We start from the raw sequence: 19450 nt of genomic DNA, 5'->3' as shown, positions 1-19450 counted from the left end.
TTCTCCATGCGGTATCCCATCGCCATCGAACCTGGTAGCAACAGCACTGCCTTCGGCGTCGTGGTGCCCGATCTGCCGGGGTGCTTTTCCGCGGGTGATACGCTCGACGACGCGCTCGTCGGCGCCGAGGAAGCCGCAGCGGCGTGGATCGATGCTGCGCTCGACGCGGGCACGGCAATTCCGCCGGCGCGAAGCCTCGATACGCTGCGGCTGGATCCAGACTTTGATGGCTGGGCGTTCGGCGTGATCTCGCTCGACCCCGCGCTCCTCGAAGACACGATTGAGCGGGTCAACGTAACCCTGCCAAGGCGAGTCCTGAAGCGCCTCGACGCAATGGCACGCGCTGCGGGGCAGAGCCGGTCGAGCTATATCGCTTCGCTGACGCTCGACTCGCCGGCCCCGTCGGTCGAGCGAGTCGCATGACGCTAGCGTTGATGCCTGCCGATATCGCGCGCGTCATTTTCTACAAGCGCGACGAACTCACCACCGATCTGATCTGCTGCGACATCGAGGCGCTTGGGCAAACATGGATCTTCCATGAAGAAATGCGCGAATGGCCGGGTCTGATTGCAACCCTCGAGACGCTTCCCGGATTCCGCAGCGATTGGTTCGCAGCCGTCAGCCAGCCGCCTTTCGCCACGAATGAGACGCTCGCCTACCAACGCTTCTGACGGAATCCACACCCCCCGTGCTTTTCCTCTACGCCCGTGCTAAGGGCCCTTTTTGGCGCGCGAACCCGCCGCCCCCATATTCGGAATACCATGCCCTTTTCACACCTCCCCACGCTTCTTGCCGAAGCGCTCTCCGCCCGTGGCTATGAAGCCCCGACTCCTGTCCAGGCCGCCGTCATCCAGCCCGAGGCCGAAGGCCGCGACGTCATCGTCTCGGCACAGACCGGGTCGGGCAAGACCGTCGCATTCGGCCTCGCCATCGCGCCGCAGCTGCTGACCGAGGACGGCCTGCTCCCGCCGCCGCGCGCGCCGCTCGCGCTCGCGATCGCACCGACGCGCGAACTCGCGCTGCAGGTCAGCCGCGAGCTCGAATGGCTCTACGGCAAGGCCGGCGCGCGCATTTCGACTTGCGTCGGCGGCATGGACGCGTCGCGCGAGCGCCGCAGCCTCGCGCACGGCACGCATATCGTCGTCGGCACGCCGGGCCGTCTGCGCGACCATATCGAGCGCGGCGCGCTCGATCTGTCGAACCTCAAGGCGGTCATCCTCGACGAAGCCGACGAGATGCTCGACATGGGCTTCCGCGAGGATCTCGAGCTGATCCTCGACGCTTCGCCGTCCGAGCGCCGCACGCTGCTGTTCTCGGCGACGATGCCCAAGTCGATTGTCGCGCTCGCCAAGCGCTACCAGAAGGATGCGTTGCGCATCTCGACCGTCGGTGAGGACCGTGGTCATGGCGACATCGAATATCAGGCGGTGACTGTGGCGCCGGCCGATATCGAGAATGCTGTCGTCAATCTGCTCCGCCTGCACGAGGCCGAGACGGCGATGCTGTTCTGCGCGACGCGCGACAATGTCCGCCATCTTCACGCCGGGCTGATCGAGCGCGGGTTCGCCGCGGTCGCTCTCTCGGGCGAGCATAGCCAGAACGAGCGCAACGCCGCGATGCAGGCGCTGCGCGACAAGCGCGCGCGTGTCTGCGTCGCGACCGACGTTGCGGCACGCGGGATCGATTTGCCGTCGCTCAGCCTCGTCGTTCACGTCGAGCTGCCGCGCGATGCCGAGACGATGCAGCATCGCTCGGGCCGGACCGGTCGCGCTGGCAAGAAGGGCACCGCGATCCTGATCGTGCCGTATCAGCGCAAGCGCCGCGTCGAGATGATGCTGCGCGGCGCGCGGATCGCGGTCGAGTGGATGAACGCGCCGACCGTCGACGACATCCGCAAGGCCGACAAGTCGCGGCTGATGACGATGCTGATGGAAGACGTCGAAGTCGACGAGGACGATCGCGCATTGGCGGCACAGCTGCTCGAGAAGAAGACTCCCGATGATATCGCGGCGGCACTGGTGCGCAGCTATCGCGCGCGGATGCCGGCGCCCGAAGAAATGATCGAGGCGAGCGGTTCTGCGCCGCGCGAGGCGGGCAAGGAGCATCACCGTGAAGGCTTCGACGATATCGTCTGGTTCCGCATGGACATCGGCCGTCGCCAGAATGCCGATCCGCGTTGGATCCTGCCGCTGATCTGCCGTCGCGGGCACATCACCAAGAACGAAGTCGGCGCGATCCGCATCGCCGCCAACGAGACGATGTTCCAGGTGCCGAGCGGCATCGCGGGCAAGTTCATGGCGGCGGTAAAGCGCACCGCCGGCGAGGAAGCCGAAGGCGGCGTGCAGTTCGAGCAAGTCCAGGGCGGGCCGGTCGAAGCCGAGCGCAGCCCGCGGCGTGCCAATGGGCCGGCACCGGTACGGCATCAGCCGCGGCCGACATTGCGGCCCGGTGGGCCGAACAAGCGCCCGCAACGCTAACCCCGTAAATCCTCCCTCGCTGCGCGAGGGAGGATTTGAAGTGTCGCTCTTTCCCCGCTAACCCACGCGGCATGAACGCACCCCAGCCCAAGCCATGGATCATGGCCATCGCCCCCTACGTGCCCGGTCGCTCGACGAGCGAGGGTGGGGCGCCCGTCATCAAGCTGTCGTCGAACGAGAATCCGCTCGGCACCAGCCCGCAAGCGGTCGACGCCTTCGCCAAACATTCCGCCGATCTCGCACGCTATCCCGATGCCGGCGCAGCACTGCTGCGCGAGGCGATCGCGGCGCATCACGATCTCGACCCTGCGCGCGTCATCTACGGCACCGGGTCGGATGAAGTGCTCCACCTCATCGCCGGCGCCTATGCCGGGCCCGGCGACGAGATCATCCAGGTGCGCTACGGCTTTGCGGTCTATGAGATCGCCACCCGCCGCGTCGGCGCGACGCTCGTCATCGCCGACGACCGTGACTATGCGACCGACGTCGACGCGATCCTCGCTGCGGTCACCGAGCGCACGCGCGTCGTGTTCGTTGCGAATCCCAACAACCCGACCGGCACCTTCACGCGCAAGGAAGAGATTGCGCGCCTCCATGCCGGGCTTCCGGCACACGTGATGCTCGTGCTCGATCAGGCCTATGCCGAATATCTCGCGCCCGAGGATGACGATGGCGGGCTCGACCTCGCGCGCACCGCGCCGAACGTCATCGTGACGCGCACCTTCTCGAAGATCCATGGTCTTGCCGCCGAGCGAATCGGCTGGGGGTACGGGTCGGAGGACGCGATCTCGGCGATGCACCGCATCCGGGCGCCGTTCTGCTGCACCACCGCCGGGCAGGAAGCCGCGATCGCTGCGCTCGGCGCGGCCGATTTCATCGCCGCCTCGCGCGAGCACAATCGCAAATGGCGCGCGTGGTTCGGCGCGGAGATGGGCAAGCTCGGCAACGCAGGCCTGCGCGTCGTCCCGAGCGAAGCCAACTTCCTGCTCGTGCTGTTCGAAGGCGCCGTCACCGCCGAGACCGCGTACAAGGCACTGCTCAGCCGCGGCTATATCGTGCGCTGGCTGCCGGGGCAGGGGCTCGCGAACGGCTTGCGCATGACGATCGGCACCGAGGCCGAGACGCGTGGTCTCGCCGAGGCGCTGCGCGAGATCGTCGCCGGGTGACGATCAAGGCGCTCGCCTTCGACGTGTTCGGCACCGTCGTCGATTGGCGGACGAGCATCGCGCGCGAGGCTGCGGCGGTTTTCGCGAGGATCGGGCGCGAGGATCTCGATCCGGCGCGTTTCACAGACGACTGGCGCGGCCTGTATCAGCCGGCGATGGAGGCGTGCCGCTCGGGGCGACGGGCCTACACGCGGCTCGACGTGCTCAACCGCGAGACACTCGACATGCTGGTCGAGCGGCTCGGCATCGCGGCCGATGAAGCGACGCTCGCCGATCTCGCGCTGGCGTGGCGGCGGCTCGATCCGTGGCCCGATGCGGTTGCGGGACTGACGCGGCTCAAGGCGCGCTTCCCGATCGTCACGCTGTCGAACGGCAATGTCGCGCTCATGCTCGCGCTGGCGCGGCATGGCGGGCTGCCGTGGGATGCGATCCTCGGGGCCGAGGCGACCGGGATCTACAAGCCATTGCCGCAGGCCTATCTCGGCACCGCCGATATTCTGGGGATTGCGCCCGAAGCGCTATGCCTCGTCGCCGCGCATCACAGCGATCTTGCCGCGGCGCGGGCGTGTGGGCTGGCGACCGCCTATGTCGATCGGCCGATGGAATTGGGCGGCGCGCCCAAGCCCGACCGCGCCGCGGAACAGGCGTGGGATTACAGCGCCGAGTCGCTGACCGAATTGGCCGACCGCCTCGGCTGCTGACGCGTCAGTCTGCCGCCAGCATTTCCTTTATTGGCACGTCCGCATCGGCCAGCAACGCGGGATCGATCACGGCGCTTGCCACCACCAGCGCACGGCCCTGGACGTAATCGCGCGTCATGTTGACGCAATCGAGCGCGATCACCTTGCCGCCCTTGAGATAGACGACCGAGAAGCGCCGCGTCGCGACATCGCCGCGCAGCACCGCCGTATCGAAGCCGGTCGAAAGCCCGACGGTCTGCAGCTTCAGATCATATTGGTTCGACCAGAACCACGGCACCGCATCATACGGCTGCGGATCGCCCGTCAGCACGCGCGCGACGACGGTTGCCTGGTCGTTGGCGTTCTGGACCGATTCAAGCCGGATCGTCGCGCCATCGGCATAGGGGTTGGGATGCGCGGCACAGTCGCCGATCGCGAGCACGTCGGGAAGCGAGGTGCGGCAGAAGGCATCGACCGTCACGCCATTGCCGCCAGCGGCGCCTGCCTCGATCAATGGCGCGACCGCTGGGACGATGCCGATCCCGACGACCACCATGCTACCCGCCACCACGCTGCCATCGGCGAGCCGTACCCCGGTCGCAGCGCCGTCCTGGCCCTCGATGCTTACGACCGTGACGCCGGTGCGCAGGTCGACGCCGTGCGCGCGGTGCTCGGCCTCGTAGAAATGCGAGAGCGCTTCGCCGGCAACGCGCGCGAGCACGCGCGGCGCGGCCTCGAGCACGGTGACGTGCTTGCCGAGCTTGGTCAGCACCGCTGCGGCCTCGAGCCCGATATAGCCGCCACCGATCACGATGACGTGGCGCACGTCGGGCAGTTCGGCGATCATCTGGTCGACATCGGCGCGGGTGCGCACGCCGTGGACGCCACGTAGGTCATGCCCGGCGCACGTCAGTCGGCGCGGCGGACCGCCGGTCGCCCAGATCAGGCTCGAATAGCCGATGGTCGCACCTTCGTCGGTGGTGACGACGTGCGCGGCAGGATCGACCGATACCACCGTGCGGCCCGGCAGTAGCGTGATCGTGCGCTCGACCCAGAAAGCCGCGGGTCGGATCAGGATCCGCTCGAAGGGCTTTTCGCCAGCGAGATAGTCCTTCGACAGCGGGGGGCGCTCATAGGGAAGCTCGGGTTCATCGCCGAGCAGCGCGATCGTCCCCTCGAAACCGCGCTGGCGTAGTGCGATCGCCGCTTGCGCCCCGCCATGCCCCGCACCCACGATCAAAACGTCGAACGAAAGCGCGGTGTCGGTCATGTCGGCCCCTCTTGATCCTCGTGGCGGCTGACGTGCGGGCAACGTGCCGTTCTGTCCAGCCCGAAGCGCGATATCAGCCGCGCGGCCGCCGCGCCGGGAGCGGGATGAAGTTCAAGGCGGCAAAGGCCAGCGCGGCCCCGCTGATGATCGACGCGAACCAGCCGATTGGGCCGAACACCGCGCCCCACGCGATCATCGACAGCGCGAATGCCAGCGCGAGGAGCGTCCACGCGGTTGCGCGCAACCTGATGGCGCGGCCCCGCGGACACGCGCGCCGGAAGCGTTTGCCGTGATGCTGGTCGGTCGCCAGCCCGAACAGCACGAAGGCGAGGATAGCGGCAAGGAAGGGGAGCGCGGTCATGCGCGCGCCCGGCTGCGCGATCGGCGTCGCGCGGGCACATGCCGGTGAACGCCGCGCGCGATCGCGGCATAGGCAAGCCCGAGCGCGATCAGCGTAAGGTCGACACCGGCGAGCGTTGCATCCCCCGCCGCGATCGTCGCCGGCAAGCCGCGCGCGGTCGCCAGCATGTCGAACAGCGGGAGCGCGAGCAGCAGCGCCGCGGTCAGCGCGAGTTGTTCGACCCAGGCACGCCGCGGGCGGCGGAGAAAGGCGTGGAGCAGCAGTACACCCCAGAGCACGAACATCGCATTGATCTCGGCCTCGGCGCGTGTCGGGAGGGTGAGCGGCAGCAGGCGGTTCGCCCACAGGAAGCCGACCATCGCCGCCGGGAAGCCCGCGACGAATCCGATATTGAGCCGCTCGACCAGGCGGAAGCCGAACGGCGGGCGTGCCGGATCGGGCAATTTCTCGCGGCGCTTGACGCTCCACAGCAGCAGCCCGCTTGCGACCATCACCGATCCGCCGATGCCGCACAGGAAATAGACCCAGCGGATCGCGGCGTCGGCGAAGCGCCCGGCGTGGACCCCGATCATCGCGCCTGCCGTTACCGCGGCCGCGCCCGGCAGCGGGGCGGCCCAGAGCAGGCGTCCGCTCACGCCGTCATAGGTCAGCCGCGGCGTCAGGCTCGACAGCGTGCCGTGGTTGCTTTGCGACAGCAGGATCCGCGCCGAGGCATCGCCCGGTGCGGTGACGCTGATGATATCGACCGGCGCGCCGAGCCGCCGCTCGCCATCGCGCAGCACCGCGGCAAGATCGACCAGCGGGGCGGGCCGGTCGGCACGCGGGACTGCCGGAGCCTCGGGATAGAGCAGGCGACCCATGCTGAAGGGGGCGCTGTAATTGGCGACCGCCGCCCATGGCATCAGCAGCGTCATCAGCGTGACGAGCCCGGTATAGGTGATCATCAAGTGAAACGGCAGGCCGAGCACCGCGACGGCATTGTGCCCGTCGAGCCACGAGCGTTGCCCCTTGCCGCCGCGAAAGGTGAAGAAATCGCGGAAGATCTTCTTGTGCGTCACGATCCCGCTGAGGATCGCGACGAGCATGAACATCGCGCAGATCCCGACGATCCAGCGCGCGACGTAATACGGCACGTAATGCAGGTCGAAGTGGAAGCGGTAGAAGAAGTCGCCGCCGAGCGTCGCGCGCGCCACGACCTTGGCGCCATTGGCGTCGATGCGCGCGCTGGTCTCGCCGGGCGTGGGCGGCGCTTTGGCGCCCGGCACCCAGAAGACGCTGCCGCTCGCCGAGCGCGTGCTCGGTACGGTGATGAACCAGCTTGCGGCGTCCGCGGCGTCGCGTTGCAGCAGCAGCTGCGCGCCGCGGACGACGCGCGCTGGCTGCTCGATCGGCGGGAGTTCGGGCTGCGCCCAGCGGTTGAGCGCCTCGCGCCAATAGGCGGCGGTGCCGGTCACGAAGACGATGAACAGCACCCAGCCGACGAGCAGTCCCGACCAAGTGTGGAGCGTCGCCTGGCTCTGCCGGAAGCCCTTGCTCACGCGCGACCCGTCAGCGCGATCGACCCGAAGGCGATTGCCGCCGCCGCGCCGCCGCCGAGCAGCGTCGTCCACGCCGCGCGCCAGCCGCTGCGCGCGGCGAACGCCCACATCGCGGTGAAGGCGCACAGCGCGAACGCGACGAGCGTCGCGGTGAAGGTCGCCTCGGCTGGCCCGCCGGGCAGGATCCGCGCGAGCGCCATCGCCCACAGGCTCGCCACCGCATAGCCGCCGGGCATGGCGACGACGACGCGCAGCGCGGTGTCGGCGCGGTGTCGCCAAACGCGCCGGTCGTGGTTCATGCCCTGCCGCATCTGCCCTCAGAACCGATAGGCGATCGTGCCCTGAACGGTGCGGCGGTTGCCGTACCAGCACCAGGCATAATCGAGATAGCAGGTCGTGACATATTTCTTGTCGAACAGGTTGGCGGCGTTGACCCCGAGCGAGACGCCCGCGAAGCGCGGCGCGATCGTGCCGAGATCGAAGCGCACCAGCGCATCGACCAGCGTGAAACTCGGCGTGCTCGTCCGCGCAGCACCACCGGCATAGATGCTGTCGACATGGCGCACCGCGCCGCCGATCGCGAAGCCCTGCCACTTGCCGCCGCGCGGCGCCCATTCGAGATTGCCCGACACGCCGCCGCGCCCGACGCCGAGGATCCCCGCGCCGATATTGGCGGGGTTTGCGTCGGCGGTGGTGCGGACCTTCTGCCGGCTATAGGCGAGCTTGGCGTTGAAGCCGTAGGGCAGCGGCGCGCTCGCCTCGACCTCGACGCCGCTCGAGCGGACCCGGCCGCTCTGCGTCGAGACGTTGGTGAGCGGGTTGGTGGTGATGAGATTGGTCTGGTCGATCTGGAACCACGCGCCAGTGACGAGAATCTGCGTGCCCGGCACGGTATATTTCGCGCCGGCCTCGATCTGCTTGCCCTCAGACGGCTTGGCGACGGTGATCACGCCGTTCGGCTGCGACAGCGTGCCGTTGGGCTCGAAGGAGGTCGAGTAACTGACATAGGGCGCGAGCCCGAACGGCAGCGTGTAGAGCGCACCGGCGCGATAGGTGAATTTCTGCGAGTCCTGCGACGCGGTGTTCGGTCCGGTGCGCACCGACGCCCAGTCCTGCCGCCCGCTCAGCAACACCCGCAATGCGCCGAGCGACAGCTGGTCCTGCGCATAGACGCCCGCCTGGTTCGAGCGGGGCGTGTTGTCGTTCAGGCTGAAAGAGTTCGGCACCGCGGCAGGGCTCTGCGGCACGACCATCGTGCCATAGACGGGGGCATAGCCGTTGAGCGGGGTCGCCGAGCCGAAGGCGTTGATCGAGCGCGCGGTACCGGTCTGGTAATCGACGCCGAACAGCACGTCGTGCTTCACCGCGCCCGTGGCGAACCGGCCATGCACCTGGTTGTCGAACACCCAGGAGTCGCTGCGCTCGCGCGTCGCGTAGGAGGCGCGGTTGTAAAGCGTGGAGTTCGGGTTGGCAGCGGCGACCAGCGATCCTGCGGCATAGACGATCCCGAGCCGCGCGGTGCCATGCTGGTAGCGGCCCGAGGCGCGGATGTTCCAGTCGGGGTTGATCTCGTGCGTCAGGATATAGGTCGCGGCGACCTGCTCGCGCTTGAAGTAATTGCCAGGCTCGCCGAAATCGGTCGAGGTTGCGAGCTTGCCGTTGGGGTTGGGCAGGAAGGTGCCCGACGCCGGGAACACGCCGTAGCTGCCGTTCTGCGGATCGTTCGAATAGGCGCCGAGCAGCGTTAGCTTGGTGGCGTGATCGAGGTTGAAAGTGAGCGCGCCCGAGATCGTCTGGCGCTCGCGCGCGCTGAAGGTCTGCTGGGTATGCGCGCCGTTGACGCTGCCGTTGATCCGCCACAGCACCGAATCGCCGATCTTGCCGCCGACATCGGCATCGGCGCGGTACAGGTCGTAGGTGCCGTAGGTGCCGGAGACCGCACCATAGAACGGCTTGTCGAGCGGGAGCTTGCTCGACAGCGCGACGAGGCCGCCCGGGCCCGACTGGCCGTAGAGCACGGAGGCGGGGCCCTTGATCACTTCGATCCGGTCGAGCCGTGAGACGTCGATCTGGGGCTCGAGATAGCTTGCCCCGCCGATCAGCTTGAGCCCGTCGAGGAATTGCGGTGCATCGAAGCCGCGCAGCTTGAACTGGTCATAGACTTCGGCGCTCGACCCGCGCTGCTCGGTGGTGACGCCGGCGACGAAGCGTAGCGCCTGGTTGAGGTTCGACAGGCCGAGATCGGCAATGTCGGCGGCACTGATCACGCTGATCGATTGCGGCGTTTCGGCGATCGATGCCGAGCTCTTGGTGCCGGCGGTGGCCTCGCTGCTTGGGCGCGCGCCGGTGACGACGATCGCAGGGCCGTCCTCGGCTTCGTCCTCCGCCATCGCAGGTGCGGCATAGACGGCTGAGCTCAGCAGCACTGCGGAGATGACAAAACGCTTCATTCACAGGTCCCTTTGATGTCGGGGGCCTAGTGGCGTATTTGCGAACGCTTATCAATAGCGTTATCAACAAGGCGTCAGAGCGTCTCGCTCGCCTCGGCGATCGCGCTGTAGATTTCGCCCAGGCTGGCATCGTCGATGCAGTAGGGCGGCATGACGTAGACGGTGTTGCCGAGCGGACGGAGCAGAAGGTCGCGCTGTTTGAAGAACGCGAGCAACCGCGGGCCGAGGCCATCGAGATAGCTGCCCGTCGCGCTCGCCAGTTCGAACGCCGCGATCGTCCCGCAGACGCGGGCATTGTGGATCGTCGGCACCTGGCGCACCTGCTCGGCCCAGCCCGCCTGGCGCCGCGCGAGATCGGCGATGCGATCGCGCACGGGCTCGGTGCGCCAGATTTCGAGGTTGGCGTTGGCGGCGGCGCACGCGATCGGGTTCGCGGTGTAGCTCGACGAGTGGAAGAACATCCGCGAGCGGTCGTCCGAATAGTGCGCGTCGAAGATTTCGGCGGTCGCCATCGTCACCGCGAGCGGAACCGCGCCGCCCGTCAGGCCCTTCGACAGGCACAGGATGTCGGGCACGACGCCCGCTTGCTCGCACGCCAGCAGCGTGCCGGTGCGGCCCCATGCCGTCATCACTTCGTCGGCGATGAACAGTACGCCGTGCCGCGCACAGATCGCGCGCATCTCGGCGAGCACCCAAGGCGGATAAAACAGCATTCCGCCCGCGCCGAGCACCAACGGCTCGACGATGAACGCGGCCGGGGCGGTGCGGCACGCCTGCTCGAGCGCATCGAGCGTCGCCTGCTCGGCGCCCGCGGCGGGGTAGGGGATCGTGCCGACATCGAACAGCAGCGGCGCATAGGCCTGGTTGTAGACCCCGCGCGCGCCGATCGACATCGCGCCGATCGTGTCGCCGTGATAGCTGTGCTCGAGCACGAGGATGCGGCTGCGCGGTTCACCGCGATTGGCGAAGAACCCGAGCGCCATCTTGAGCGCGACCTCGACCGCGGTCGATCCCGAATCCGAGAAGAAGACATGCTCGAGTGCGGGCGGCATGATCTCCACCAGCGCTTGCGCGAGCGTCTCGGCGGGTTCGTGCGTCCAGCCGGCGAAGATGATCTGGTCCATCTTGCCCGCTTGATCGGCGATCGCCGCCATGATTGCGGGGTGGCAATGGCCGTGTGTCGTCACCCACCACGACGAGATCGCATCGATGATCCGGCGGCCGTCATCGGTGTAGAGGAACGCGCCGTCGGTGCGCGTGACGCGCGGGATCGACTCGCCGAGACCGTGCTGGGTGAAGGGGTGCCAGACGGGCGAGCTCATCGGAAATCCTCAAGCGAGAAATGCGCAGCAAAGGCGGCGGCAAGCGTCGCGCGGTCGAGCGTCGGCAGCAACGGCAACCGACCGAGGCGGCGGACGCCCCCGATCCGCGCGATCGTCGCCTCGCTGTCCTCGACCGGCTCGCCGATAAAGGCCACGCCGAGGATCGGCACGCCGCGCGCGCGCAGCGCCTCGATCGAAAGCAGGCTGTGGTTGATCGTGCCGAGCGCGGTGCGCGCGACGAGCACCACGGGATCGCCCCAGCGCGCGAAGATATCGGCGTAGAGCGTCGTGTCGTTGACCGGCACGAGCACGCCGCCCGCGCCTTCGATCACCAGCGTGCCATCGTGCGGCGGCGGATCGAGCGCGTCGGCATCAATCGTCACGCCGTCGATCCGTGCCGCGCGGTGCGGCGAGCACGGTGTGACGAGCCGATACGCCTCGGGCAGGATATGGCTCGCGGGCAGGCCGCTCAGCGCCGCGACGCGCGCGGCATCGCTGCCGTCGTCGAGCCCGGCTTGCACGGGTTTCCAATAGGCCGCGCCGAGTGCGCCAGCGAGCGCGGCGGCAAAGACGGTCTTGCCGATGTCGGTATCGGTGCCGGTGACGACGATGCGGGGGATCATGACAAAGCTTCCAGGCAAGTGGCGAGACGGTCTATATCGGCGATGTCGACGTTGAGCGTGATCGAGATGCGCAGGCGCGCGCTTCCCGGCGGCACCGTCGGCGGGCGGATGCCGCGCACGTCGAAGCCCGCCGCCTGCAGGCGCGCGGCGAGCGCCATCGTCGCTTCGGCGTCGCCGACGATCAGCGGAAGGATCTGCGAGCCCGTCACCGTCGCGCCGAGCGGCGCGAGCACTTGGCCGGCATGGACGATCAGCGCGTCGAGCCGCGTACGGCGCTCGGGTTCGTCGGCGAGGATGGCGAGCGCGGCGCGCACCGCGCTTGCCATCAACGGGGAGGGGGCGGTCGAAAAGATGAAGGCGCGTCCGCGATTGATCAGGAAGTCGCGCACGATCGCGGGCCCGCACACGAGCGCGCCTTCGCAGCCGAGCGCCTTGCCGCAGGTGCGCATGGTGACGACATCGTTGCGTCCTTCGAGCGCGGCAGCCAAACCGCGGCCGTCGGGGCCGAACACGCCGGTGGCATGCGCCTCGTCGATCAGCAGCATGCCGCCGTGGCGTTGCGCGATACCGGCGAGATCGGCGAGCGGGGCCTGGTCGCCGTCCATGCTGTAGAGGCTCTCGACCGCGATCCACGGCGTGCCCGTTCCGCCCGCGCGGCGCCAGGCGGAGATCGCGTCGTCGAACGCCTGTGCGTCGTTATGTGCAACGCCCTGTGCCGGTGCGCGCGCGAGGCGCATTCCGTCATGCGCGCTGGCGTGGATCAGCGCGTCGTACAGGATCAGGTCGCCGGTCTGCGGCAAAGTGGCGAACAAGGCCGCGTTGGCGGCAAAGCCACTCGAAAAATAGAGCGCGGTCTCGCTACCGAAGAAGGCGGCGGCTTCGGCTTCGAGCGCTTCATGCTCGGGATCGTTGCCGCGCAGCAGCCGCGATCCGCCCGATCCGATCGACACCCCGCGGTTGAGCGCCGCTGCGACGGCTTCGCGCAGGCGCGGCGAGGCGGCGAGACCGAGATAGTCGTTCGAGGCGAAATCGCTCCCGGTGCGGGGGGAGAGGCTGCGGCGGCGGTGGGACTGGCCAAGCGATTCGATATCGCGGGCGTGGGCGGCGAGGACGGACATCGCGCACGCCCTAACGCGGTTGACCGCGTCGCGCGATGGGGTTGCGGTTAGAAGCGATCGCCGTCGCCCGCCTTATTCCCGTCATCCCCGCAAAAGCGGGGATCCCGCTCTTGGCCCGCGGTGCGCAGGAGAAGCGGGACCCTCGCTTTCGCGAGGGTGACGGGGGCAGGATATGGGGGTGGCGCTCAGGAGAAGCCCACCACCGCATGCGGCACGTACGGTTCTTCGAGCCGCGCGATCTCGGCCTCGGTCAGCCCAATCGCGAGCGCCGCCAGCGCGTCGTCGAGATGCGCGAGCTTCGACGCGCCGACGATCGGCGCGGAAACCTCGGGCTTGGCCAGCACCCACGCCAGCGCGATCTGCGCGCGCGCCACGCCGCGCTCGGTCGCGATCTCGGCGACGCGCTCGACCACGCGGCGGTCGGCATCGTTGGTGTGGCGGTACAAGGTCGCGCCGAACGCGTCGGTCTGCGATCGCTCGGTCGCATCGTCCCAGTCGCGCGTCAGCCGGCCACGCGCGAGCGGGCTCCACGGGATCACGCCAATCCCTTCGGCGGCGCAGAGCGGCAGCATCTCGCGCTCCTCCTCGCGGTAGAGCAGGTTGAGATAATTCTGCATCGTCGCAAAGCGCGTCCAGCCATTTGCCTCGGACGTGTGGAGCATCGTCGCGAACTGCCAGGCGAACATCGACGAGGCACCGATATAGCGCGCCTTGCCGGCCTTGACGACGTCGTGGAGCGCCTCGAGCGTCTCCTCGATTTCAACGTCCGGGTCGAAGCGGTGGATCTGGTAGAGATCGACATAGTCGGTGCCGAGCCGCGTCAGGCTGGCATCGATCTCGGTCAGGATCGCCTTGCGGCTGAGCCCGGCGCCGTTCGGGCCGGGACGCATCCGGCCGTGCACCTTGGTCGCGATCACGACCTCGTCGCGGCGCGTAAAGTCCTTGAGTGCACGCCCGACGATCTCCTCCGACGTGCCGTCCGAATAGACATTGGCGGTGTCGAAGAAATTGATCCCGGCTTCGACCGCCTTTTGCAGGATCGGGCGGCTGGCCGCTTCGTCGAGCGTCCAGGCGTGGGTGCCGCGATCGGGCACGCCGAAGGTCATGCAGCCGAGGCACAGCCGCGAGACGTCGAGCCCGGTTGCGCCGAGTTTGATGTAATCCATGTGCGCTCCTCGCTTGGTGTCGGATTGCCAACGAACCAGCGGCGAGAGCGCTCCGGCTTATTTCTTGGGCGTGACCCACACCGAAACCGGCACGACGAACTTGCCGGGCGCAGGCTTGCCGACATCGACGCGGTCGGCGGTGACGAGTTCGCCAGAGGTGAGCGTGAAGGACGCCCAGGGCTTGGGCATGCGGCCGAAGACCATCTTCTGGATAGGCTCGCCGGTGGCGGAATTCATGATCGTTGCGGTGACACTCATGGCGGCGCGTTAGCGAGCGAGCGGCGCGCCTGTCCAGCGGTGTGCGACGAGCCGGCACTTTTCCGGTCGAGCGGCGTTAAGTTGCCGCGGCTATGGCTGTGTTCAGGACCAGGGCAAATGCCCGAAACGAAGAAGCCTCGCGCCATGCAGACCACACGACCGTGACCGAGATCCCTGCCGCCACGGCCAACGCGCCCGAAGGCGACCGCGCGACCGTCGAGACACCGGCGCAGCGCCGCTGGCGCATCGTGCGCAACGTACTGCTCGCGATCCTTGCCGTGCTCTTCGCAATCTGGCTGGTGCTCTACATCACCAAGGGGCGCTTCCTGAAGCCGGCCTTCGAACGCGTCGTGGGATCGCTGACGCATCGTACCGTCGGCGTGCGGGGCGATTTCCAGCTGTTCTTCGATCCGTTCCAGATCAAGTTCCTCGCCGAGGGCCTGACGATCTCGAACCCGTCCTGGGCGAGCAAGCCAAATCTGTTCGAGACGAAGAAGGTCGACACGCGGATTGCGCCGCTGTCGCTGCTGTTCGGCAAGCGCCGGCTCTATTTTCTCGATCTCGCCGACGGCGCGGTCGATCTCGAATGGAGCCCCGACCACAGCACCAACAGTTGGACGTTCAGCCAGACCAAGGGCGGCAAGCCGCTCGCCTTCCCGACGATCGACCGCGCGACGCTTGCGGGGACGACGGTGCGCTATCGCGACACGCGGATGCGGCTGCTTGCCGATCTGACCTTCGCGACGATCAAATCGACCGACGCCAAGATTGGCGACAAGGTCGATTTCACCGGCAATGGCGTGGTGCGCGATACGCCGTTCACGCTGAGCGGCGCGTTGCTCTCCCCCGACCAGACCGTGGCGCGTGGTGCTAACACGCTGACGATGACCGCGCACGCCGCACACAACGTGATCGATGTCGCGGGCACGCTGCCGAGCCTGGCCGAGATCGAGAAGGTGCCGCTCGACGTAACGGCGCGTGGGCGCAACATGGCCGAACTGCTGCATATCATCGGTGTCACCATTCCGCAGTCGCGGACCTATGTCCTCAAAGCGCAACTGGTGAAGACCGGCACCACCTATGCCTTCACGCATCTGCGCGGCCGCTTCGGCGCGAGCGATCTGGCAGGGCGCTTCACGGTCGAGAATATCGCGCCGCGCATCCACATCGCCGCGACGCTGGCGAGCAAGAAGGTCGACATCATCGATCTCGCGCCGTTCATCGGCTACAATCCTGATCTGATCGCGGCCAAGGGCGTCCAGGCCGCCGCCGCCGCTACGGGTGCCGCGCCGGCGCGCCTGCTGCCCGACGCGTCGCTCGATATTGCCGCGCTCCACGCGTTCGATGCGGATCTGAAATGGACGGTCGGCACGGTGCGTTCGAAGAACGTGCCGGTCTCGAACATCGACCTGACGCTCGCGCTCAAGGACAGCGTGCTCAAGCTCTCGCCGCTGACCTTCTCGATGGCGCGCGGCAATGTCGCGTCCGACATTATCCTCGACACGCGTCGCCGGCCGACCCAGGCGAGCTACGACATCCGCCTGGCCTCGACCCCGATGGGGCGGCTGCTCGCCGGGTTCGGCGTGGCCGAGGCGGGGACGACGGGGACGATCAAGGGGCGGATCCAGCTCGTCGGCAGCGGCGACAGCCTGCACGATTCGCTCGCCAATGCGAACGGGCGGATCGCGTTCGTGATGCCCGCCGGCAGCTTCTGGACGCGCAACGTTCAGTTGAGCGAGCTCGATATCGGCACCTTCGTCCAGAAGATGTTCCAGGACAAATTGAAGGAGCCAGTGCGGATCAATTGCGGGCTGGTCGCCTTCACCGTTCGCAAGGGCGCGGCGGCGGCCGATCCGATCCTGATCGACACGAGCAAGAACGTGATCGCGGCGACGGGCGGGTTCAGCTTCGGGACCGAGGCGCTCGATCTCGCCTTCCGCGCCGATGGCAAGAAGTTCAGCCTGCTTTCGGCGCAGTCGCCGGTCGGGCTCAACGGCCATTTCGCCAAGCCGCGGATTTCGGTGATCAGCCCCGATTTGATCGGTCGCGCGGGGACCGGGCTTGGGCTGGCGCTGCTTGCCACGCCGCCGGCAGCGTTGCTCGCGTTTATCGACGTGGGGGATGCCAAGGCCGCAGCCTGCGCGCCGATCCTCGCGGCGAAACCCGCCGCGGCGCAGCGCACGACCAAGGGCAAGCCGCGCGATGACGTCGGCAACGGCACGCCTGAACAGGGCGCTGGCAAGCGGAAGAAGTTCCTGGGGATTTTCTGAGGAGGCGCCTCCGTCACCGCACCCCGGCGAAGGCCGGGGCCCAGGGGTGCAGGCTCCAACGGCGCGTGCAACGCGCTCTTTCAGAACGCTCGCCTCTGGGCCCCGGCCTTCGCCGGGGAACGATGCGGGAAAAGTCGGAGGTAGCCCTTCAGCGCGCCTTGCGCAGCCGCTTTGCATTCCCGGTCGCCGCCTTGTGCACTGGCGCGACCACATCGCGCCCCATCTTCGCGCTCGTCTCGAGCGCGATCAGGGCGTGCATGCTTGAACGTTCGGAGAGCGCGGCAAGTTCGAACAGCGTCGGTGGGCGGCCGCGCAGCCACATCGCGCCGACCTCCTGTGCCTGCGCGACATAGCCCGCCTGCAGCGCCATCAACGCCTGCATGCCGGCCGTCCCGGATGCCGAGAAGGCGGCGAGTTTCTCGGGCACCATCCGGCCGAGCTCGGCATAATCACCGCTGAGCGGCGAACGCATCGCTTCGCCGATCGTGTTGGTGCGCGAGGCGATCACCGCGTGCGACGCCGTCGCGGTTTCGCTCAATCGCTCGCCGGTCGCACCGACCGACCCCCATGCCGACATGACACGCGTCCAATAGGCAAAGGGGTCGATCATACGGTGCATCCCGATAGAGGCCGCAGCCCTAGCGGCTAGGCAAGGGTACGGACGTTGGGTTCCCGCGCATAGAAGCGCTTTGCGGCAGCGGCGATGAAGGCCTTGTCGAGACCCGTCACGCCTTCATCGGCCTCGACGCCGGCCTTGTCGAGCAAAGGCTTCGCCGCGTCGCTCGCGCCGACCGCCTTGAGATGCCCGAACGCGTCCATCACCCACTGGACGGCTGCGCCCTCCTTGAGCATCGCCGCGGCTCCGTCCTTCGACAGCACGACCGCTGCCGCATCGAACAGCTGCGACGGCGAACCGGCGAGCTGGCCATCGGCCTTCTTCATCGTCCCGTCGGACAGCTTTGCGCCGCCGACCTTCGGCGCGACGAGGAAGGGTTTCGCCTTCGCCTTGGTGATTGCCGCGACCAGCGTCTCGAGCTCGCCCGCATCGGTGCCATCCGCGATCAGCACGCCGACGGTACGCCCTTCGAGCGTCGCCTTCATGTTCTTGTGGATCGACAGCGCGTCGGACGGCTTCATGTCGACCGGCTCGCGCGCCGCCTCGGCCTTGTCGGGCAGCGGGATGCCGAGCCCGTCGGCAACACGCTTGGCGAACGCCTCGTCGACATTGCGCAGGTTCGCCAGCATCCGCGGCGGGACCTGATCGAGCGTCCCGACCTTCGACAGCTCGAACACGAACGACGATGCGATATGTGCCTGCTCGCTCTCGGTCTGCGAGTTCAGGAACAACCGTGCCTGGCTGTAATGGTCGCTGAACGTCTCCGAGCGGATGCGGAGCTTGTCGCCCGTCTCGTTCGGACCGGTCGCGGCGTTGACCGTGGCGAACCCCTTCGGGCTCTCGCGCGGGCCGCCTTCTTCGCCATGTGCGCCGAGGCTGTTGGGCTCGTAATTCGCCCGACCCTTCGGCACCTGCGTCTGCATCATTCCGTCGCGCTGGAAGTTGCCGAACGGGCAACGCGGCGCGTTGATCGGGATCTGGTGGAAGTTGGTCGTGCCCAAACGCGACTTCTGCGTGTCGAGATACGAGAACAGCCGGCCCTGCAGCAACGGATCGTTCGAGAAATCGATTCCCGGCACGATGTTGGTCGGCAGGAAGGCGACTTGCTCGGTTTCGGCAAAGAAGTTGTCGACGTTGCGGTTGAGCACCATCCGACCGATGATCCGCACGGGGATGTCGTCCTCGGGAATCAGCTTGGTCGAATCGAGCACGTCATAGGGCTGCGCGTCGGCAAAGGCCTGGTCGAACACCTGGATACCGAGCTCCCATTCGGGGAAGTCGCCACCATCGATCGCCTCGAACAGGTCGCGGCGGTGATAGTCGTTGTCGGCCGCCTGAAGCTTCAGCGCCTCGTCCCAGATCGTCGACTGAATGCCGAGCTTGGGCTTCCAGTGGAATTTGACGAAGCTCGCCTTGCCCTCGGCATTGACCAGCTTGAAGGTGTGGATGCCGAAGCCTTCCATCATCCGCAGCGAGCGCGGGAGGGTACGGTCGGACATCGCCCAGAACAGCATGTGCGTCGCTTCGGGGGTGAGCGAGGCCCAGTCCCAGAAGGTGTCGTGCGCGCTGCCGGCCTGCGGATAGCCGCGATCGGCCTCCATCTTCACCGCGTGGATCAGGTCGGGAAACTTGATCGCGTCCTGGATGAAGAACACCGGGATGTTGTTGCCGACCAGATCCCAATTGCCTTCGCGCGTGTAGAGCTTGACCGCGAAACCGCGCACGTCGCGCGGGGTGTCGACCGACCCCGATCCGCCCGCGACGGTCGAGAAGCGGACGAACACTTCGGTCTTCTCGCCCTTGGTGAACACCGCGGCCTTCGACAGGTCCGAAATGTCGTCGGTCGCCTCGAAATAGCCGTGCGCGCCCGACCCGCGGGCGTGGACGATCCGCTCGGGGATGCGCTCATGGTCGAAATGGAAGATCTTCTCGCGCAGCACGAAATCCTCGAGCAGCGTCGGCCCGCGCTCGCCCGAGCGCAGGCTGTTCTGGTTGTCGGAGATCGGCACGCCGTGGTTGGTGGTCAGCACGGCATCGCCCTCGCTGGCCTGTTGGTGGGTCTCGCCCGCGTTGCCGCGGATTGTCTCGGGGGTGGTGGCCATCTCATGTCTCCGGGAAAAATATCGTGCGCTGTC

18 protein-coding genes are annotated in these 19450 nt (G+C 67.6%); 6 read left to right on the top strand and 12 right to left on the bottom strand.

The window, feature by feature from the left end:
* Positions 1 to 6 precede the first annotated feature (6 nt).
* The 5 genes from IE187_RS07090 to IE187_RS07070 all read left to right on the top strand — a co-directional run bounded on the left by IE187_RS07090 (position 7) and on the right by IE187_RS07070 (position 4344).
* Complete coding sequence (locus IE187_RS07090) at positions 7 to 423, top strand: type II toxin-antitoxin system HicB family antitoxin (protein ID WP_189675678.1); 417 nt, start codon at positions 7 to 9, stop codon at positions 421 to 423.
* Between the two features lie 11 nt (positions 424 to 434).
* Positions 435 to 671, top strand: coding sequence for a hypothetical protein (locus IE187_RS07085; RefSeq protein WP_229839287.1), 237 nt, complete (start codon positions 435 to 437; stop codon positions 669 to 671).
* A 90-nt stretch (positions 672 to 761) separates the two neighbouring features.
* Positions 762 to 2477: a DEAD/DEAH box helicase gene (locus IE187_RS07080; RefSeq protein ID WP_189675676.1), complete on the top strand. Its 1716-nt coding sequence runs from the start codon at positions 762 to 764 to the stop codon at positions 2475 to 2477.
* Between the two features lie 71 nt (positions 2478 to 2548).
* Positions 2549 to 3643 (top strand): histidinol-phosphate transaminase, encoded by a 1095-nt coding sequence (gene hisC / locus IE187_RS07075; RefSeq protein WP_189675675.1) that lies wholly within the window; start codon positions 2549 to 2551, stop codon positions 3641 to 3643.
* Positions 3640 to 4344, top strand: coding sequence for a haloacid dehalogenase type II (locus IE187_RS07070; RefSeq protein WP_189675674.1), 705 nt, complete (start codon positions 3640 to 3642; stop codon positions 4342 to 4344). The genes hisC and IE187_RS07070 overlap by 4 nt, the downstream gene beginning before the upstream one ends.
* Before the next feature lie 4 nt (positions 4345 to 4348).
* Here the strand turns inward: IE187_RS07070 and IE187_RS07065 are convergent, their stop codons facing one another.
* From IE187_RS07065 to IE187_RS07020, 10 genes are all read right to left on the bottom strand, one after another.
* Complete coding sequence (locus IE187_RS07065) at positions 4349 to 5593, bottom strand: NAD(P)/FAD-dependent oxidoreductase (RefSeq protein ID WP_189675673.1); 1245 nt, start codon at positions 5591 to 5593, stop codon at positions 4349 to 4351.
* 73 nt (positions 5594 to 5666) lie between these two features.
* Positions 5667 to 5954, bottom strand: a complete 288-nt coding sequence (locus IE187_RS07060) for a DUF3325 domain-containing protein (protein WP_189675672.1) — start codon at positions 5952 to 5954, stop codon at positions 5667 to 5669.
* On the bottom strand, positions 5951 to 7492 hold the full coding sequence (locus tag IE187_RS07055) for a PepSY-associated TM helix domain-containing protein (RefSeq protein ID WP_189675671.1): 1542 nt from the start codon (positions 7490 to 7492) through the stop codon (positions 5951 to 5953). Before IE187_RS07055 ends, IE187_RS07060 begins: the two co-directional genes overlap by 4 nt.
* Positions 7489 to 7791: a hypothetical protein gene (locus IE187_RS07050; protein WP_229839286.1), complete on the bottom strand. Its 303-nt coding sequence runs from the start codon at positions 7789 to 7791 to the stop codon at positions 7489 to 7491. The genes IE187_RS07055 and IE187_RS07050 overlap by 4 nt, the downstream gene beginning before the upstream one ends.
* An 18-nt stretch (positions 7792 to 7809) precedes the next feature.
* A complete protein-coding gene (locus IE187_RS07045; RefSeq protein ID WP_189675669.1) occupies positions 7810 to 9942 on the bottom strand; it encodes a TonB-dependent siderophore receptor in 2133 nt (710 codons plus the stop codon).
* A 74-nt stretch (positions 9943 to 10016) separates the two neighbouring features.
* The gene (locus IE187_RS07040; RefSeq protein WP_189675668.1) at positions 10017 to 11264 is read right to left on the bottom strand and encodes an adenosylmethionine--8-amino-7-oxononanoate transaminase; all 1248 of its coding nucleotides are present in this window, start codon (positions 11262 to 11264) and stop codon (positions 10017 to 10019) included.
* Entirely contained in the window at positions 11261 to 11887 is a 627-nt protein-coding gene (gene bioD / locus IE187_RS07035) for a dethiobiotin synthase (RefSeq protein ID WP_189675667.1), read from the bottom strand. The genes IE187_RS07040 and bioD overlap by 4 nt, the downstream gene beginning before the upstream one ends.
* Positions 11884 to 13005 carry an 8-amino-7-oxononanoate synthase gene (locus IE187_RS07030; protein ID WP_189675666.1) on the bottom strand — a complete coding sequence of 374 codons (1122 nt, stop codon included), beginning with the start codon at positions 13003 to 13005 and terminating at the stop codon, positions 11884 to 11886. The genes bioD and IE187_RS07030 overlap by 4 nt, the downstream gene beginning before the upstream one ends.
* A 185-nt stretch (positions 13006 to 13190) precedes the next feature.
* On the bottom strand, positions 13191 to 14171 hold the full coding sequence (locus IE187_RS07025) for an aldo/keto reductase (protein ID WP_189675665.1): 981 nt from the start codon (positions 14169 to 14171) through the stop codon (positions 13191 to 13193).
* Positions 14172 to 14228: 57 nt separating this feature from the next.
* Positions 14229 to 14429 carry a hypothetical protein gene (locus IE187_RS07020; RefSeq protein WP_010187745.1) on the bottom strand — a complete coding sequence of 67 codons (201 nt, stop codon included), beginning with the start codon at positions 14427 to 14429 and terminating at the stop codon, positions 14229 to 14231.
* Positions 14430 to 14590: 161 nt separating this feature from the next.
* Between IE187_RS07020 and IE187_RS07015 the strand changes: the two genes are divergently transcribed.
* Positions 14591 to 16699, top strand: a complete 2109-nt coding sequence (locus tag IE187_RS07015) for an AsmA family protein (RefSeq protein WP_189675664.1) — start codon at positions 14591 to 14593, stop codon at positions 16697 to 16699.
* Positions 16700 to 16847: 148 nt separating this feature from the next.
* Here the strand turns inward: IE187_RS07015 and IE187_RS07010 are convergent, their stop codons facing one another.
* Both IE187_RS07010 and IE187_RS07005 read right to left on the bottom strand, forming a co-directional pair.
* Positions 16848 to 17309: a hypothetical protein gene (locus IE187_RS07010; RefSeq protein WP_189675663.1), complete on the bottom strand. Its 462-nt coding sequence runs from the start codon at positions 17307 to 17309 to the stop codon at positions 16848 to 16850.
* Positions 17310 to 17344: 35 nt separating this feature from the next.
* Positions 17345 to 19417 carry a catalase gene (locus IE187_RS07005; RefSeq protein WP_189675662.1) on the bottom strand — a complete coding sequence of 691 codons (2073 nt, stop codon included), beginning with the start codon at positions 19415 to 19417 and terminating at the stop codon, positions 17345 to 17347.
* Positions 19418 to 19450 lie beyond the last annotated feature (33 nt).

Source organism: Sphingomonas glacialis (assembly GCF_014653575.1).
Lineage (GTDB): Bacteria > Pseudomonadota > Alphaproteobacteria > Sphingomonadales > Sphingomonadaceae > Sphingomonas > Sphingomonas glacialis.
The sequence above is the reverse complement of the archived record's forward strand: the minus strand, read 5'-3'. Positions and strand labels throughout refer to the sequence as shown.

Bases quoted from the DNA above. Each gene is read 5' to 3' on its own strand.
- IE187_RS07090 (WP_189675678.1), top strand. From the start codon at position 7: ATGCGGTATCCCATCGCCATCGAACCTGGTAGCAACAGCACTGCCTTC.
- IE187_RS07085 (WP_229839287.1), top strand. From the start codon at position 435: ATGCCTGCCGATATCGCGCGCGTCATTTTCTACAAGCGCGACGAACTC.
- IE187_RS07080 (WP_189675676.1), top strand. From the start codon at position 762: ATGCCCTTTTCACACCTCCCCACGCTTCTTGCCGAAGCGCTCTCCGCC.
- hisC (WP_189675675.1), top strand. From the start codon at position 2,549: ATGAACGCACCCCAGCCCAAGCCATGGATCATGGCCATCGCCCCCTAC.
- IE187_RS07065 (WP_189675673.1), bottom strand. From the start codon at position 5,593: ATGACCGACACCGCGCTTTCGTTCGACGTTTTGATCGTGGGTGCGGGG.
- IE187_RS07060 (WP_189675672.1), bottom strand. From the start codon at position 5,954: ATGACCGCGCTCCCCTTCCTTGCCGCTATCCTCGCCTTCGTGCTGTTC.
- IE187_RS07050 (WP_229839286.1), bottom strand. From the start codon at position 7,791: ATGAACCACGACCGGCGCGTTTGGCGACACCGCGCCGACACCGCGCTG.
- IE187_RS07045 (WP_189675669.1), bottom strand. From the start codon at position 9,942: ATGAAGCGTTTTGTCATCTCCGCAGTGCTGCTGAGCTCAGCCGTCTAT.
- IE187_RS07040 (WP_189675668.1), bottom strand. From the start codon at position 11,264: ATGAGCTCGCCCGTCTGGCACCCCTTCACCCAGCACGGTCTCGGCGAG.
- bioD (WP_189675667.1), bottom strand. From the start codon at position 11,887: ATGATCCCCCGCATCGTCGTCACCGGCACCGATACCGACATCGGCAAG.
- IE187_RS07030 (WP_189675666.1), bottom strand. From the start codon at position 13,005: ATGTCCGTCCTCGCCGCCCACGCCCGCGATATCGAATCGCTTGGCCAG.
- IE187_RS07025 (WP_189675665.1), bottom strand. From the start codon at position 14,171: ATGGATTACATCAAACTCGGCGCAACCGGGCTCGACGTCTCGCGGCTG.
- IE187_RS07020 (WP_010187745.1), bottom strand. From the start codon at position 14,429: ATGAGTGTCACCGCAACGATCATGAATTCCGCCACCGGCGAGCCTATC.
- IE187_RS07010 (WP_189675663.1), bottom strand. From the start codon at position 17,309: ATGATCGACCCCTTTGCCTATTGGACGCGTGTCATGTCGGCATGGGGG.
- IE187_RS07005 (WP_189675662.1), bottom strand. From the start codon at position 19,417: ATGGCCACCACCCCCGAGACAATCCGCGGCAACGCGGGCGAGACCCAC.